Here is a 16,227-nt window from a genome sequence, read left to right as displayed (position 1 = left end):
ATTCGAACTGATCTTCGTACCGTTCGGGAGATTTATACCTGCGACAAATTGCCATAAGTAACTAGGTAGTACATTATTCCGCCCCTTGTCACAAATGGGGAAAGTGTTCGACATGAATAATTCTGGGGCTGCCGCCGGCAGCAAGTGGTTGCTGGCAGGGCTGGGCGTGCTGATTGCACTGATCGGGCTCGGTCTGGTCGGTGGCGGAGGCTATTTGATCGCGCTGGGTGGCAGCTGGTATTTCCTGCTGATGGGGCTGGCGATGCTGGCGTCCGGGCTGATGATTGCTCGTCGCAAGCCGCTGGGCGCCTGGCTGTATGGCGTAGCGCTGATCCTCACCGCGATCTGGGCCGTTTGGGATGCTGGTCTCGAATATTGGCCGCTGGTTTCACGGGTGCTGACGTTTGCCGTGATCGGTCTGGTCGTCGCGTTGATCTATCCGACCCTGGTCCGCGCTTCGGGCGCGACCGGCGGGCGTGGCGCCTACGGTTTGGCTGGCATTCTCGGTGTTGGCGTCGTAGCGACAATGGCCTACATGTTCGTCCCGACCCACGTCGTCGAAAACCCTACTGTGCCTGCGGTAACGCCGGTCACCCCGGGCACCGAGCAAAAAGACTGGGCGCACTGGGGTAACACCACCGCCGGCAACCGCTTTGCCGCGCTGGACCAGATCAACAAGGGCAACATCGACAAGTTGCAGGTTGCGTGGACCTTCCGCACCGGCGACATCCCGCAAAGCACCGGCGCTGGCGCTGAAGACCAGAACACCCCGCTGCAAATCGGTGATACGGTCTACACCTGCACCGCCTACGGCAAAGTCTTCGCCCTCGATGCCGACACTGGCGCCCAGCGCTGGAAGTTTGACCCGCAAGGCACCGCGCCGAACTGGCAGCGTTGCCGTGGCCTGGGCTATTCCGAAACCCCGGCATCTTCGGACAATCAGCCAAGCGCCTGTACGAAACGTCTGTTTCTGCCGACCGGCGATGCACGCCTGATCGCCATCAATGCCGACACCGGCAAGCCCTGCGAAGAATTCGGTAACAAGGGCACCGTTGACCTGACCACCGACATGGGCGAAGTGAAGCCCGGTTACTACCAGCAAACCTCGACCCCGTTGGTCGCGGGTGACGTGGTGATCGTCGGTGGCCGCGTGGCCGATAACTATTCCACTGGCGAACCGCCGGGCGTGGTTCGTGCCTATGACGTACGCAGCGGTGAACTGGTCTGGGCGTGGGATCCGGGCAACCCGAACACCACCAAGCGTCCGCCAGTCGGTGAGACTTATACCCGTGGTACGCCGAACGTGTGGTCGGCCATGTCCTACGACGCCAAACTCGGTCTGGTTTACCTGCCAACCGGCAACGCGACGCCAGATTTCTTCGGCGGTCAACGCACCGCGATGGACAACAAGTGGAACTCGTCCATCGTCGCCATCGACGTGAAAACCGGTCAGGTACGCTGGCATTTCCAGACTACCCACAACGATCTGTGGGACTTCGACCTGCCGGCGCAACCGTTGCTGTACGACGTACCGGACGACAAGGGCGGCACCCAGCCAGCGCTGGCGCAAGTCACCAAACAGGGTGAGATTTTCCTGCTCAATCGTGAAACCGGTGTGCCGATTGCCCGCGTTGAAGAGCGTCCGGTGCCGCAGGGCCATGTGCCTGGCGAACACTACTCGCCAACCCAGCCGTTCTCGGTGGACATGCCGTCAATCGGCAACAAGACCCTGACCGAATCCGACATGTGGGGCGCCACGCCGTTTGACCAGTTGATGTGCCGCATCCAGTTCAAAGGCATGCGCCACGAAGGCGTCTACACCCCGCCGGGCATGGACCGAGCCCTGCAATTCCCGGGTTCGCTGGGCGGTATGAACTGGGGCAGCGTCTCGGTCGATCCGAACACCCACTACATGTTTGTCAACGACATGCGCCTGGGCCTCGCCAACTACATGATCCCGCGCGACAAGATCGGCGCCGGGGCCAGCGGCATCGAAATGGGCGTGGTGCCACAGGAAGGCACGCCGTTCGGCGCCATGCGCGAACGCTTCCTCTCCGCGGTCGGCATCCCATGCCAGAAACCACCGTTCGGCACCATGTCGGCCATCGACCTCAAGACCCACAAACTGATGTGGCAAGTCCCAGTCGGCACCGTGCAGGACACCGGACCACTGGGCATCCGCATGCACCTGCCAATCCCGATCGGCATGCCGACACTCGGCGCATCGCTCGCCACCCAGTCGGGCCTGCTGTTCTTCGCCGGCACCCAGGACTTCTACCTGCGCGCCTTCGATACCGGCAACGGCAACGAAATCTGGAAGTCGCGTTTGCCAGTGGGCAGCCAGTCCGGGCCGATGACCTACGTTTCACCGAAAACCGGCAAGCAGTACATCCTGCTGACGGTGGGCGGTGCGCGTCAGTCGACGGATCGTGGGGATTATGTGATTGCCTACGCTTTGCCCAAATAAGGGCTGAAGCTTGAGTCGGAAAAGCCGCGCTATTGCGCGGCTTTTTCTTGGGCGGAAAAGCGTGTGTGGAAATCGGCTAGGATTGAGGCAGTCGAGGGTGCGAGGCGAAGGACATGACAACAAAGCTACCGACCGCAGTACGCGGCCGTGCATTGCAAATCGCCCATCACGAAATGGGCCACTACGTCGTGGCCCGTGCGCTGGGATTTGAAACGGGCGGTGTGACCCTGACAGTGACCAAGGATTTTCGTCACCAAGGCGGAGCTTCCATTACGTTGGTGCGCCCCATTTCATCGCTAGAAGCCATGAAAGAACATTTGGAAGCCCGGATCATGGTGCTCCTGGCCGGCGCAATGGCGCAGACACTCCCCTCAAAACCTTCAGCCGCCAAACGCGTCGACAAGCCAAAAGCCACAACCATCCTCAAAGGTGAGCAGGGTGCTGAACAGGATTACGCAAAAATCCGGGAGCTTCAGTATCTGCTGCGCAACATCGCCTACCCGGATACTGCTCCAACGTCGGGTGAGCGTATAGCCGCCGAGCTCAAAGCGATGACCGATCGGTTGTGGGATCGGACTCAAGAAATCATCGAGGATCAGGCGCAGACGGTTGCCGAATTGGCCGGAGCGCTGGTGGACGGCATGGTCATCGTGGAGCAGTGGGGGCGGGCGGCGGATACATATGAGGTCGTGCTCACCGGGCCAATGCTGGAACGGTTGCGGGCGGTGCAGGTCATCCCTTCGTTACCTGTTTGGACTGACAGTTGCAGTGGTGTTGTTCAGCGCTGCAAGTAATCACGGGGCGAAGAGTCTGGCGCTATCGGTCCCAAAAAGGGAATGCTCGGTCCCTTTTTGGGAATCTTCACCTTGCCGTGATTATGCGTTTGTCGAGCCCGCTTCTTTTCTCGTTTGAACTGGCCTGCGATCCAGCACCTTCGCCACATCATCAATCACCGCCTTGCTCATCGCCGTCAGGTAATGCGCGGCCCAGGCATGGCGGTCGGTGTCTTTGGCGTAGGCGGCGTCCAGGGTTAGTTCTTTGGCGAGATGCAACAGATCGGAGGCTTGAGCTAATGCATCGGCCAGCGGAACGCCGCGACTGACGTGGAATAGCGCCTGGTTTTTGCAGTAGATGAAGGGGGTGAAGCCGATGGTTTTGAGTTCTGAGGATTCGGGCGTACTTGTTGTACTCATGTTCAAACTCCTAATTTTTTAAGACGCTGCCACATTCGTTTCCAAGCGAGTGGGAGGCAGCTGCGCGCAGGTTGGAAAACCGGGAAATTAGGAAACCGGCACGTCCGAGGACGTCCCGCGCACAGCCGCCATAACTCAAAAATGAGAAGGGCAAATCTGTTGCGTTTAATTTCGTCGGGTTTCCAAGCCCGATCGCTGAATGGTCAGCGACGTCCAGAGACTATCCCGTCAAAGAAAAGCGCAACAAGGCATCAAAGTGCCCAAATAGAAGATTCGGAGTTTGCCTACAAGGTCCTACGGCGTCATCCGATAAAGCGAGACTTTGAGTAAACAAAACTAACGCCGAGTTCACTCGGCCACAGCGCCTGCGGTCTTCACGATTGTTGCGGAAGGGCTTTTTGTAAGGTCACGAAGCGCCCCCATCGTGCCTGGTTCAAAAGATCTTGACAGTGAAATATTTCAAATGAGAAAAGTGTCCACGTTTTATGGAATGTGGACGCTTGGAGTTTTTGACTTTATGAAGAGTCAAGATATTTTGCTTCTGTTCAAGATGGCCAGCCTGCACGCCCAAGAGGAAAATCTTTATGGGGTGATGGAGTCTGAGTCGAATTCGAACACCGTTGAGGACTTGTTAAAACCTCAGCCGATATTTATGACGGCAGGGGGGCGAGTGGGGCAGCCACTAGTCACCTACCCTTCTGCTGGTGAAGAAACTGAATTTCATCGTCAAGAGTTCGACTCGTCTTTCAGCGACGAAGATGAATGGGAAGGTTGGTCAGAGCCAGTGTCTTCTGCGCCGCTGGCGAGTTGGAGTGAAGGCTACTCGTTGCGTGCACTGTCTGCGTCTTTGGGGCTAAGCAAAAGCGAGGTTTCAAACTCCATTGCGAGGTGTCGCGAATCCGGAATGCTTACCAATGATTACGACACCGGGCTTCCAAAAGTTAATCGGCGAGAGCTGCTGAAAATCACCGAGCACGCTCTGAAATATTTCTTCCCTGTGAAGCCGGGCGCAATGGTTCGTGGTATCCCAACGGGTTTCGCAGCACCAGCGCTCTCTAAAAGCATCAAGAGTGCTGGCGGGCTGATTCCGGTTTGGCCTGATCCCTTGGGAAATGAGCGTGGTCAAGCGATAGAACCGCTCTACAAAACGGTGCCAGAAGCGGTAAAGAAGGACAGAACCCTTTATCACTATCTTGCGCTTGCCGATGCGATCCGTCTTGGTGGTCCGCGAGAGTGTGGTGTGGCGGTTAACATTCTAAAGGCAGGAATGGGGCTGAAGTAACATGTCATCAAGCGCTAATCACAACTATGAGCTCATAGAATTTGTTGCAGATGGCTTGGGTGAGGCGTTTCTCGCTGAAGTTGCCTTTGTCGGTGGTTGCACAACAGCCATGCTGGTGACTGATGTTGCTGTGCTGGACGACATTCGCTTCACCGATGATGTTGACCTGGTGATCGAACTTGCAGGTATTAGCGCTTGGCAACACATTACGGAACGCCTGGCGGCTAAGAACTTCAAGATCACCGGAGAGGATGAGGTCAACTGTCGTTTCCGCTTCAACGACGTCGTTGTTGACGTGATGCCCTCTGATCCCGCGGTTCTCGGATATGCCAATCGTTGGTTTGTGGAGGGGTTGGCCAAGGCTGACAAATTTACGTTGCCCAGCGGTATCGTCATCCAGATATTTAAACCGACCTACTTTCTTGCGACGTAACTAGAGGCCTTTTGCGGTCGTGGTGAGGGCGATCCTTACCACAAGGATGTCGAAGACATCATTATCTTGATTGATGGTCGTACAGAGCTTTTGGAGGAGGTTCGCCAAGCTGATTCTGAGCTCAAGGAATTCATTACTGCTGGAATTCGAGGCCTCACGGAGCTCAGTGGTATCGACTACGTGATTGAGAGTTCGGGCTCGGTGCAGGCAAATCCGGGTAGAGGTCGAATCATCCACATGCGAATGAAGGACCTGGGCAACGCATGAGATACAACACCAAGTCAGTAATAGGAAAGGCCAGGGAAGCCAATAATGACAGTGCTGGAGTTCTCTGCGATGGTGAAAGAGGGCTGTTCGTTATCACAGATGGAACGTCAAAGACTGGCAGTGGGCAACTGGCTGAGTACTTCGTGAGGGGCGTTTTGGCAGCCTACCAAAAGCATTTGGATCAGGGAGGCGATATCACTGAGCATGGAGCATTGGAGCAGGTGCTTTGTTCGATACTGACCGAGCTTCATCCCACTTTGTTTGCGGAACAGACAGGGGCGACGTGTTATCTGCTCGGCGTCATTGCTCATGGAAAGCTCACGCTTGCGTATGAAGGTGACTGTTCGTGTGGAGTGGTGACACCGGCAGGTACGATCGAGTGGATCACGCCGCCCCACTGCAAAGCCAACTGGAGGCGCGACCGTTCACACCGTGAGTTGGCGCGAGACCCTGCTCGAAACTGGATAACTCGATGTTTGAAAGCTAATCGTGCCCCGGACCCTGACTTTGTTTTTCATCAATTGGTCGTCGATGAACGACTGGTGTTCGTAACCGATGGCTTTTGGGCGGAATTAACGGAATCGCAGCAAAGTAGCTTGTTGGTATCACCAGATAGCGACCCTATTGCTGTTGAAGATGACGTTACGTGGATTGATGTTCAGCTCTAACCCTAGAGGTGCAGACTGCATTTTTAGCAGTTCTATCTTCAGACAGACCCGAAAGGTAGGATTCAGCAACATAGGGTTGTATCAACGGTGACCGAGCAGACACGAAAAAGCCGCGTAAAAACGCGGCTTTCTTGTTTGGTGGGCCCACACGGACTTGAACCGTGGACCAAAGGATTATGAGTCGCCGACTGATGTACCGAGGTAAGTAAAGTCTAGGGCAGGTAGGGGAAGGGTACAATACCTTTAACCAGTTGATTACATGTAGGTTTGGCTAGTTTTGGATAGGAGGATAAAGCTGGGCACTGTACCGCTGCTGTACCTCTCGCTAAGCAGATTGCCTCCGGCCGAATCACTGACAAACGTTCTTTAGCACTTCGTCGATACCATCGAGGTGGTAGATCCCACCCAAGGGCATGTATGCCTGAGTCGGGCCGAGAGTGATAACCATCATCTCGCTGGCTCCTTTTAATTTGCTGGGCACGGCATAGTCTGGCAGCGGCGACCACCATGCTGAAACGAATGGACCAGGCAGACGCTTTGTTAGTAATTACGAGGACTGGGGATTTGAACCCCCGTCTAAGCCTTACGCCACAAGGCTTTCAGCTTCCAGGCTGCCATTTTGCAGTCATTCCAGTTAACGCACTTCTATTTAGGCGTGAATCCGACGACAAATTAACTGGTTATGTATACAGCTGTTTGTTATATTTTCTTACAGGAACGAGCCATGCCGTAGGTGTCAAGGATAATTTGACATTCGGCCTTGACTTCGGCAGACTCGCGCCTCATTTTGATGTCTAGCTGGTTTCACAAGGAGGGCAAAACGATGAGTAGAGATGCGCGTGCAGTTGCCCAGCGAATCCTTAACGAGTGCCGTGAGGCTGGGGATCCTGCTGTAACGCCTATGCAGCTTTTGAAGCTTGTATATATTGCGCACGGATACATGCTTGCGAGGCACGGCGTGCCCTTGATAAACGAGCCTGTTGAAGCTTGGCAGTATGGTCCGGTAGTCCGCAGCGTTTACCAGGCCGTGAGGGATTTTCGCTCATCTCCGGTTACCAGCGTTCCTGCACCACCAGTCATGTTCGATCAGAACGAGCTGGCTGTCATGAAGGACGTTGCTCGGATTTATGGCCGAGCAGATGGCGTTACACTTTCGGCAGCCACGCATCAGCCCGGGACTCCCTGGAGTGTGACTTGGAATAACCAAGGCAAAAATGCTGTGATTTCAAACGATATGATTGAAGGTTTCTATCGTTGGATCTTGGCTCAACCAACTCATTCGATGCTTTAAGTTAAGTTGGAGGTGGCGAGTATTCGCCTGAAGATTAATTGAGCGAATTCTTGCCACCATCTCCAAATTCTGGCTTCCCTCTTTCTGATACCGCCGCACTCGAAGAAGCCAATGCTTTTGCTAATAATGAAGAGCAGCTGAATAGTGAGTTTCTTCCGCCCCCGTCATCTGCTCAGTCTCCGCTTCTTGATCCGAAGTTAGCAGGGGAAATGCAGGCCTTCGCTAACAACTATAATCAAGCTCAGAAACGAAAGCATGCCGACGAAATCCATGGCATGAGACTTTCCCACAGCAATCTGCTGCTGCTGCTTGCCGTTTTGTGGATATTCGTAATTTTTGTTGTAGTGCTTTTGCAAGGGTTCGGGCAGTGGTTTACTCCCATCCCAAAGGAGTATTCTTATCTGTCGTTCAAGCTCTCTGATACTTTGTTGATTACCTTCATAACCTCTACAACCGGCACTGTGCTCGGTCTGTATGGTATCGCGGCGTACTGGCTATACGGCAAGAAGGCTGAACAAAAAGCGTCCCCTAAGGATAAAAAGAAATAGCTCAGTCTGAGTTGGGCTGACGAGATTCGGCCGAGGGGTTATTGGCAACTCTCTTACTCCATAACCCTTCAGCTCTGTTGCTCGCACCCCCATCTGCTGATGGCTCCACCTTCCATATACTCGGTCTATCATGGGCCAGTTAGTGTGCCCCATTTGCTTCGCCGCCCACATCTCATGTTCGGCGGCGGACAGCATCATCGAAGATCACTGGTTAGGTCATATTTGGTGTGTTAACTGTCAAATAGTTTTTATCTGGACTAGGCCATTGGTGTTGAGCCACCCGAGATCTAGACTAAATCGAGTTGCGCCTGAGTCTGTGGCGCCTAAAAGTCGTTCATAGATTCTTCCAAGAGCTGGTAATCCAACTCCTCTATCAGCTCCAACCCCCGGCGCAATTACTACAACAGAGCCACCACTTCTATGGAGTCGTTCCCCTTCCACCACAATGATATCCAATAACATTATACGTCTTGAATTAACAAGCAGTCTTGGTGAAATTTGGATGAGGCCAGATACTTGCAACATTAAGCTTTCTGAAATACAGAAATTATAACACCGTAAAATCTCCTCCTCCAAGTACCCTTCATCAATCAAGATTAACCGTGCCCGTTCCAGAGATCCTTCAGCGCGAAATAGTGCATGCACAAAATCGAGAGGCGTTAAAAAACCAATATTTTGTAAAGTTCGACGAAGTTTAACATGAGCTGTTCTTACTTGGATGAAGTCCGCGGTGGAGGGCATCTCAAGCATGTGCTTGAGATCTCGATAAAGGCTCGAGTAGTAGCCCGCACCGTCTAAATACTCAACAAATATTGCGCTTGGGTATTTTGCTCTAGTCAATACTCTAGATGAGCGTGTTTGATCAACGACCTTATGGGAAACACTGCCTGAGTCGCCAGCGTAAAACTGCGCCTGAATGAAAATTCGCGGTGACCAACCAGGCGTTCTAAAAGGCAATACAAAATCATATGCACGCGTCTTAGTCGGGTCGGCACTCAAGTCGTCAACAATACGACTGCCATTGTTATTCTCTTGTAGCTCAGCGGCGGCCTCTATAAGATCATCTCTTTCCAGCTCTCGGCCACTAATTACAACGTCATCAATATTGAAATCAACTCCGGATTTTAAGCCCCACGTTGTCATGCAGCGCCTGAGAATTTTCTCTGGCAGGTGTCCGCTTTGAGCTGCGACTGATCCGCGCACTTTAAAGGCGACTATAGGGGCCAGCAGTTTGCCTTCAAAGCCAGGACTCCTTTCCTTTAAGGTAAAGTAACTAAACCCTAAAGCCCAAAGCTGTTCAATACTTCCATCGTTATTTAGAATACTATTAATGTAACCCTTGAGAAGCCATACTGCTTCAGATTCTAAGTCAATTGTTCCGTGGTATCTCGCTCGAAGAACTAGTGCCTCACCAATTAGCCTAGAAACTTTATCCTGTTTAATTACTCGCCCTAGCTCTTCGAATTCAAAATTTACACGTCCACTTCCACGGCGGCTCGCCATTGGGAAAACAGTTCTATTTTCGCTTTGAATTAGATATACCGGAAATTGACACTTCATATTGTTATCAGACTTTCCAGTTACCAGAAAAAGCATTGATATCAATGAGTCGAGTAGCTCAATTGCCGCTGCAAGTGATAGTTCAACTGTGTCAAATTCAGCTATAATTCTCTCTACTTCGGCAATACAATAAATTGCCATCTGCTCAGGGTTGCAGTCTTCTACACGTTGAAATCCACTGGTGGCGGCTCCGAGTGAATCCAGAATTAGGCTGATCTTTTCTAGTTCGCTACGATAGGTAGCAGTTTCACTAACCTGCTGTATGGATGCAGTAATCCAACTTTCAAACTCGCTCAACTTCTCTTCTAGAGAAAGTTCTACTGATACCAGCTTCAATTTTCACTTCCTTGGACAAGTACTTAAAAATTGCTTTTGCAAATGCGCGCCCCACAGGTGGTGACACAGCGTTACCTACAAGCCTATAACCATCCACAAGTTCTCGCTCACTACTTCCAAAAGTGAACAAGAAATCATCAGGGAATCCTTGCAGTCGGGCACACTCCCTCAAGGAGAACGGACGATTTTCCTCCGGGTGAAGAAAATATCTCGGATTGTGGAAATTTGTCAGCACTGTAGATGATGGAGTGTCCCAGTCTGGTCGCTTGTACAATCCTGAGCAAAACATCGCACCTTTTAAGTCAAATTTCCCATCGACGTCTTTTAAATAGCCTTTAGCCAAAAGGCTATCAATATGGCGAGTTACTGATTTTATTCCAGAAAGTTCTTTTATGACTTCGATAGAAAGAGGATTTCCATTTGGAATTGAGCCATATTTTTTATGGCGTCTATTCTTTCCAATAGTCTCGAGAATGCATCTTTCGGTGTCGTTGATATGGCCAAAGTATTCGGGAATATTCCAAGTATAAACAGACGTCGGAGAGTGCCTAACATTACAAAGTTTCTGGCCAGGTCCAATCTTCGCAAAAATAGAACTCCAGGCATCATTCCATGCATATGTGACCCTGTGGTCCGCAATCTTAGAATTAAGCTGAATTAGATCCCCTATCGAATCTCTAATAGTCCTCGCCGGTAGCAGGGTTTGCCTTTCCTGAGAGAAAAGGTCCCCGAGGTCTGCAATTGCAGCTTCACCGTTTCGGCTTTGGCTTAAATGTGTAAATTCTGGCCATTTAAAGTTATCAAATAAAAGGTCATCCCTAATCCCAATAAAGTATATCCTCCTTCTATGTTGTGGAACCCCGAATCCAACTGAATCAAACAATCGGTACTCAACGCGATAACCAATATCTTTAAAATCTTTAACTATCGCTTCTAGGTACGCACCTTTAAAATTCTGCGATAATCCGTCTACATTTTCCGCAAGAAAAAGTTTCGGCTTTAATCTATTTACAGCTGAGTGCATTTCCAAATACAACAGGTTTCGAATGTCATCATGTTTTTTTGGTCCAGCCTTCGAGAATCCTTGGCATGGGAATCCTCCAAGAATAATGTCGCACGACCCAAGAGCTTTCATTTCAGCATGGAATTCATCAGAGGTGACGTCTCTAACGTACGCCCTCTCATCAATATTTTTTTTATAAACAGCCACGGCCGCAGGATCATTATCACAAGCGTAAATCAGATCGTAATCAAGTTCTTTAAACCCAACATCAAGCCCGCCACACCCAGCAAATAGGCTTACAACGGTTGGTTTTTGAACTAAACTACTCATGATCACTTCGCCGCGCAATGTAAACAAAAAAATAAATTCCCGCATTTTATCACGTACCAAATTACTGAGCAAGATCATGATTAGACTTGACTACTATAATAGGCTTCCAGCTCGCGCAGAGCATGCGACATTGGTATGCGAACTTTTGAATAGTGGAGGAAAGTTTCAGTTGAAAAGCATTGTAAGCAAAACTGGCCTCACGAGAACTCAAGTGCTGTGCACTTTACAGGCACTTGTTAATGATAAAACAGTATCCTTTTCTGCTGTTGGAAAAACAAAATTTTACTTTATAGATTCTAGCACCTGAGCAATCGCTTACTTTTATTTAGTAATGATCCACTCAAAATGCGGTAATGATTTCAATGCTAGAAAGCACAACGCCGCAAGAGGGACCAATTTTTGAAAAATGGGAGGGTGATTGCTCTCTCCTCCCAATGTATCAACTCAACTGGGTTGATTAGGAATTTCCTCTAGTAAGCTACTGCCCCGTCCACAATTTTATCCGGTATAAAGGTTAATTAGTCACGGCAAGGTCCGTACTCAGTGGCCTCCGGATAGCTCTTCCGGAGGAGCATAAGCAAAACGATCGTCGGGCCGACATAGGGTACAATCAGTACAAAGAGGAATCTTTTGCGCAAATATGCGTCGTTCACACGCTGAATCATTGGGCCAAAGATGTAGAACATCAGCACAAAACACACGATGTTTAACAGCAAGCCGCCGCTATTAGCGGCCAACGCCTTAAGTGCCTTATCAAGCACATACAACACCGCCCAATTGAAGACAAAGTAAGGCCAAAACTCTTTACGTGTCATACGTTCATTCATGCGTCCTGCGCGCATCATATAGTTGCAGTAGCCTTTAATTGGGTTCATCGCTTTAAACTCCTTTCCTTTTTTCTATCACCCAATGATAAGTTGCCTAGGCGTTCATAGAACGCATGTGTAGCTGGCCTGCTCGATGCGGATCGCAGACTAAGCATTTTTCGCCGAGTAAGCTCCCCCATCGTTCAAGTCATTACATCAGCGGCCTGCTGCACCATTGATGCTCTGCAGAATCCTAATGCGTTGACGATCACCAATCCCTTGCAAGGCGTTGAGCCTGGCAGCAATCAGCTCAGCCTCAACAAACGAGTTGATGGTTGGATGATGGAGAGAAACGGGAGCAAGGAAGCCTCGACCTATTGCGACCAAGATCGGGGTATCAAAGTGCTCCACTGCGACATGTGCGACGGCGCCGAGGCGGGTCAGTTGCCTGTCGAGCTCGTGCACCAGTTCGCTGGAAACAATGTGAGGGTGAATAAACATACAGGCTCTCCTAATGATGGGTAGCCTGTAGCTTCAGGTCGGTTGGGGTGTGTCACCAGCTCCATCCTGGAAATAACGGAAGCAACTGATGTCCTGCGTAGCTTCCGAGTACAGTCGCGTTGAACAACATCGCTTCGCGCTTCCACTCAGGCAGGGCTTTGAGCGCGCCGGCATAAGAAAACAGAGCTGCGCCGATCAGGAGTACGAACGACACCACTTGGGCACTGAACAGCAAATTGAGCGGGTTGCTATTGGGCTTGGCCATTGGAAGCCAGGCACCACCGGCCGATAGGGCAAACGCAAAAAAGCAGGCTGCGACCACAACAAAACGCCAGGGAGTCAACGACAGGCCGAAAACACGAACTTTCTGATTCACAGAACACCTCCAAATCGCGGTGATAGGGGAGGTCGAATCGTGTTGTTGGTCCAGGTGTGTCACAAGCCTATTTTTTTTCCGCCTTGATCAGTGGAACGCACTCATCGCAGCTCAACTCATACGGTCGCATGGTGAAAAGATCGTAGTAGTCGCGAGCGACTCCATGGCCAAGCTGATTCTGGCAGCATGTACAAAATATCGGCATCTGCTGCTCCCCGGCACCAAGGAGCCACCCAGTGCAGTAACTGAGTTGATCAAGTCCTTCCGGCACAGGGGAAAAACTCTCGCCGCGAAGGCCACGCTCAAAGCCTTGCTGCTTGCTGTTTTGGTGCAGCCAAAGCGTTGCCCGCCGAAAGCCCGCCTCTTCCATCTGTTGGCGATAGCGTTGCTGACGAATCGAGACGGCGCTGCGCTCGGGGGGAGTTTGCTTTGTCTTCATTGTTGGCCACATCAGTCATGATTTGAGGTGGCAGGCTACAACAGTTTTTATCATTGCGTTACCGCTTACGCTATATGTAGGATTCTTCGGCGCAGGTGGCCGTCCGCAGAGATGGCTGATGCTGTAGTTGATGTTGGTCCTTGAGGCTGGCACACCGCAGTACATGCGTCAGTCATTTTCAATCGCTATGGGATGAGGCAAGGCGCTTTTTATGAGCCCTTGTGTTGGTTGCTCACTCATTACCCTACATATGAATGGGGAATACTTATTTTCGGGATTGGCTCGTTATTGGGCGAAACCCTCGTCACCATCGTATGACATGCCGCATTTGTGCGAATTCTATGCGTAAGCGGTCACGTTTATCCTGAAGGTTGTATGTTGCTCGTACCCCCGCTATGTCAGGCCCACTGCGTGGGCTCGCACATAGCGGGGATACGAACTCTCCGCGACCTGTGTGCACAAAATCAAGCGCGTATGTCTCGTGCACATCTGCAAACGCAGATAGCGCCTCCGCGTATGCGGCGTTATCGTGTGGCCTCTCCAACGCTAACTGACGTAAATCAGTTCGTGGCACCGTCCATGTAAAAAACGAGGCGCGCTGAGCTCATTCTCAACGCACAGCCACTCCACCGGCTGCAATAAAGTAGGTGGGGCCAGTCACGCAGACTTGTCAAAAATGCAACGGGAGGCCACTCGAAAAATGGTCACTGGCGAGATCAGTCCGAGCCAGCGCATAGCGCTAACGGGGGCGAACAGGTGAAACCTTCTTGGTGGAGCCGCTGAGACCAACATCAGTTGGCCAGATGTTCTTACAAGTTTCACGCATATGCGCATGCACAACCCAGTTTTGACATCCCAATCGATTGCAGCCCATTCCCGGCTTTGCCAGCATTTCTTGATCGCATACAGGAGATCAGGGCATGGCAGAGCACGACAAATTATTTGACCCGCGCGAAGAGGTTGAGAGACTTCGAGCAGTAACGCGCGCGCGGCGCAAAACTACCTATCGGCGATCGCGCTTGGATCGCTTTACCGGTGAGCTTTTGCAATTGCGTCAGGCCGGCGCTTCCATCGCAGAACTCCAGCGTTGGTTGCGTGAGCGTCGCGTCATTGTGGTGCATGCCACGGTAGCTCGTTGGTTAAATCGGCAGAGCGTGGGAGAGCCGAGCATTGGCCAAATTCGCTAGCCCAAAAAAACAGTCTGCCTCTGTCATTAAAAAAATGCAGGGGCGGGACAACGTGATCAGTTCTGTCGGCACTGCAAGAAATTACCAATCAGCGCTAACTCGCGTCGCTGAATGGGTTCAGGGTGCGCGCATACCTGTTGGTCTGCGCGGGCTGACACCCGAGCAAGCACTGCACTATCTTGAGCAGCGAGCTCAGCAAGTAGGGCAGAGTGCTCTCAACATGGAGCGTCAGGCCATTCAGGCCATGTTTCAACATGTCACTGGCCACTTATCTGAGGGGCAGACCCTCCGAGTAGTGAAGTCTGAGCTGGAGGAGGCGTTGAGATCTCGCGCCTATACCCGCGATCAGGTTGACCTTGTGTCCCAGGCGCAGCAGGAGCGAAATGCTTTGTCCACTGAGTTGGCATATGCCGCTGGCCTCCGTGCGCACGAACTGTTAACGCTGCGTCGTGCCGACGAGCGTGCTCCCGATTCTAGACCGACTCGTAGCGAGAAATTCCTTGGTCGCCAGGGAGAGCTCTACACGGTCCATGGCAAAGGCGGGCTTGTTCGTCACGTCGTTATCCCCAAGCGATTGGCGGATCAGTTGGAGGCCTTGCGCTTCGATGTAGCTCGTTTAGTTATAGACCGAGGCATCCACTATCAGCAGTCCTACAACCTGGCCGGCGGGCAACCTTGGTCGAGTAGCTACAGCGCGGCTTCGGCTCGTGTCCTTGGCTGGTCAACTGGTGCGCATGGACTGCGCCACAGTTATGCCCAGGAGCGAATGGGTGAACTCCAACGTTCGGGATTGAGCCGGCCCGAAGCACTTGAAATCGTTTCACAAGAGCTGGGCCATTTCAGGCCACAAATCACAGAGGTTTATCTCCGATGATCTTTGATCGATTCGATTGGATGGTTCCGACCCTTGTTGGAGGCGTCATCTGGGTTGGCTGTGACTACCTCGAAACGCTACTTAGTCGGAGCGGTTGGGCGATTCAAAATGGTCAGTCATGGCAGCTTGTAGTGAGTGGTTGGGCGCTATTGCCTTACTGCTGGCCGATTTTCCTCGCTGGCACCGCGATAGGCTTTGTACTTTTTGAACTTTTACAAATAGGTCTTTGGGAGCGCACGCGTGGAAGGTTATTGCAGCAGCACCTGGATGATGCGATTCAAGCGAAGATGGATGCTCGACGGCTGGCTCGCACAGAGTTTGCGGAGCGTGAAATGCGGCTAACTAGGCGGGGGCAGGAAATTCAGCAGCGTGAAGACGCCTTGGATGCAGAGCGGGCCGCATGGCTCGCACACAACCAAGATGTGCAGCAGCAGCTCGACAACGAACGCGACAGAGCCAACCGAGCAGAAAGCAAACTTCATAACGCAAGCGGCGCAGTTGGGAGGCGCAAGGGCCATACAAATAAGAGCGGGGGCGGTAGCCCCCACAATCCATCCAAGTTTTTTTAACCCCGATCCCTAGAGTTGGAGTGGCAGCCTGAGTAGGGCTCGTAAGTCGGTCAGCAAAGTCAAAATGTGGAAGATGCAGGCCGACTTGAAAGCCGGC

General features: G+C 51.9%; 16 protein-coding genes and 1 pseudogene. 10 read left to right on the top strand and 7 right to left on the bottom strand.

The window, feature by feature from the left end:
• Positions 1–112 precede the first annotated feature (112 nt).
• The gene (locus ACM110_RS09550) at positions 113–2,467 is read left to right on the top strand and encodes a glucose/quinate/shikimate family membrane-bound PQQ-dependent dehydrogenase (protein WP_416127572.1); all 2,355 of its coding nucleotides are present in this window, start codon (positions 113–115) and stop codon (positions 2,465–2,467) included.
• Between the two features lie 113 nt (positions 2,468–2,580).
• Positions 2,581–3,261: a peptidase M41 gene (locus tag ACM110_RS09545; RefSeq protein ID WP_416127571.1), complete on the top strand. Its 681-nt coding sequence runs from the start codon at positions 2,581–2,583 to the stop codon at positions 3,259–3,261.
• An 81-nt stretch (positions 3,262–3,342) separates the two neighbouring features.
• On the opposite strand, the gene ACM110_RS09540 is transcribed toward ACM110_RS09545, so the two are convergent.
• Positions 3,343–3,660 carry a DUF3077 domain-containing protein gene (locus tag ACM110_RS09540; RefSeq protein ID WP_416127570.1) on the bottom strand — a complete coding sequence of 106 codons (318 nt, stop codon included), beginning with the start codon at positions 3,658–3,660 and terminating at the stop codon, positions 3,343–3,345.
• A gap of 517 nt (positions 3,661–4,177) precedes the next feature.
• Here ACM110_RS09540 and ACM110_RS09535 point away from each other — a divergent pair.
• From ACM110_RS09535 to ACM110_RS09515, 5 genes and pseudogenes are all read left to right on the top strand, one after another.
• Positions 4,178–4,942 carry a MarR family transcriptional regulator gene (locus ACM110_RS09535; RefSeq protein WP_416127736.1) on the top strand — a complete coding sequence of 255 codons (765 nt, stop codon included), beginning with the start codon at positions 4,178–4,180 and terminating at the stop codon, positions 4,940–4,942.
• Position 4,943: 1 nt separating this feature from the next.
• Positions 4,944–5,642, top strand: a pseudogene (locus ACM110_RS09530) (hypothetical protein).
• A complete protein-coding gene (locus ACM110_RS09525) occupies positions 5,639–6,310 on the top strand; it encodes a PP2C family protein-serine/threonine phosphatase (protein WP_416127569.1) in 672 nt (223 codons plus the stop codon). Before ACM110_RS09530 ends, ACM110_RS09525 begins: the two are co-directional and overlap by 4 nt.
• Positions 6,311–7,133: 823 nt before the next feature.
• Entirely contained in the window at positions 7,134–7,601 is a 468-nt protein-coding gene (locus tag ACM110_RS09520) for a Panacea domain-containing protein (protein WP_416127568.1), read from the top strand.
• A gap of 38 nt (positions 7,602–7,639) precedes the next feature.
• Positions 7,640–8,149 (top strand): hypothetical protein, encoded by a 510-nt coding sequence (locus tag ACM110_RS09515; RefSeq protein ID WP_416127567.1) that lies wholly within the window; start codon positions 7,640–7,642, stop codon positions 8,147–8,149.
• A gap of 237 nt (positions 8,150–8,386) precedes the next feature.
• On the opposite strand, the gene ACM110_RS09510 is transcribed toward ACM110_RS09515, so the two are convergent.
• The 6 genes from ACM110_RS09510 to ACM110_RS09485 form a co-directional block, all read right to left on the bottom strand.
• Positions 8,387–10,045 carry a hypothetical protein gene (locus ACM110_RS09510; protein ID WP_416127566.1) on the bottom strand — a complete coding sequence of 553 codons (1,659 nt, stop codon included), beginning with the start codon at positions 10,043–10,045 and terminating at the stop codon, positions 8,387–8,389.
• On the bottom strand, positions 9,993–11,378 hold the full coding sequence (locus tag ACM110_RS09505) for a DNA cytosine methyltransferase (RefSeq protein ID WP_416127565.1): 1,386 nt from the start codon (positions 11,376–11,378) through the stop codon (positions 9,993–9,995). Before ACM110_RS09505 ends, ACM110_RS09510 begins: the two co-directional genes overlap by 53 nt.
• Positions 11,379–11,896: 518 nt before the next feature.
• Positions 11,897–12,253: a DUF805 domain-containing protein gene (locus ACM110_RS09500; RefSeq protein WP_416127564.1), complete on the bottom strand. Its 357-nt coding sequence runs from the start codon at positions 12,251–12,253 to the stop codon at positions 11,897–11,899.
• Positions 12,254–12,400: 147 nt separating this feature from the next.
• The gene (locus ACM110_RS09495; RefSeq protein ID WP_416127563.1) at positions 12,401–12,685 is read right to left on the bottom strand and encodes a hypothetical protein; all 285 of its coding nucleotides are present in this window, start codon (positions 12,683–12,685) and stop codon (positions 12,401–12,403) included.
• Positions 12,686–12,737: 52 nt separating this feature from the next.
• A complete protein-coding gene (locus tag ACM110_RS09490; RefSeq protein WP_416127562.1) occupies positions 12,738–13,061 on the bottom strand; it encodes a hypothetical protein in 324 nt (107 codons plus the stop codon).
• A 67-nt stretch (positions 13,062–13,128) separates the two neighbouring features.
• On the bottom strand, positions 13,129–13,500 hold the full coding sequence (locus ACM110_RS09485) for a hypothetical protein (protein WP_416127561.1): 372 nt from the start codon (positions 13,498–13,500) through the stop codon (positions 13,129–13,131).
• Positions 13,501–14,420: 920 nt separating this feature from the next.
• Here ACM110_RS09485 and ACM110_RS09480 point away from each other — a divergent pair.
• The 3 genes from ACM110_RS09480 to ACM110_RS09470 are packed head-to-tail and all read left to right on the top strand — an operon-like array spanning position 14,421 to position 16,130.
• On the top strand, positions 14,421–14,687 hold the full coding sequence (locus ACM110_RS09480) for a hypothetical protein (RefSeq protein ID WP_416127560.1): 267 nt from the start codon (positions 14,421–14,423) through the stop codon (positions 14,685–14,687).
• The gene (locus tag ACM110_RS09475; RefSeq protein WP_416127559.1) at positions 14,671–15,561 is read left to right on the top strand and encodes a site-specific integrase; all 891 of its coding nucleotides are present in this window, start codon (positions 14,671–14,673) and stop codon (positions 15,559–15,561) included. Before ACM110_RS09480 ends, ACM110_RS09475 begins: the two co-directional genes overlap by 17 nt.
• On the top strand, positions 15,558–16,130 hold the full coding sequence (locus ACM110_RS09470; RefSeq protein ID WP_416127558.1) for a hypothetical protein: 573 nt from the start codon (positions 15,558–15,560) through the stop codon (positions 16,128–16,130). The genes ACM110_RS09475 and ACM110_RS09470 overlap by 4 nt, the downstream gene beginning before the upstream one ends.
• Positions 16,131–16,227 lie beyond the last annotated feature (97 nt).

It is taken from the genome of Pseudomonas sp. NFX98 (genome assembly GCF_047784845.1).
In the GTDB taxonomy this organism is placed as follows: domain Bacteria; phylum Pseudomonadota; class Gammaproteobacteria; order Pseudomonadales; family Pseudomonadaceae; genus Aquipseudomonas.
Note: the sequence above shows the minus strand (reverse complement) of the source record. Positions and strands in the feature narration are given on the sequence as shown.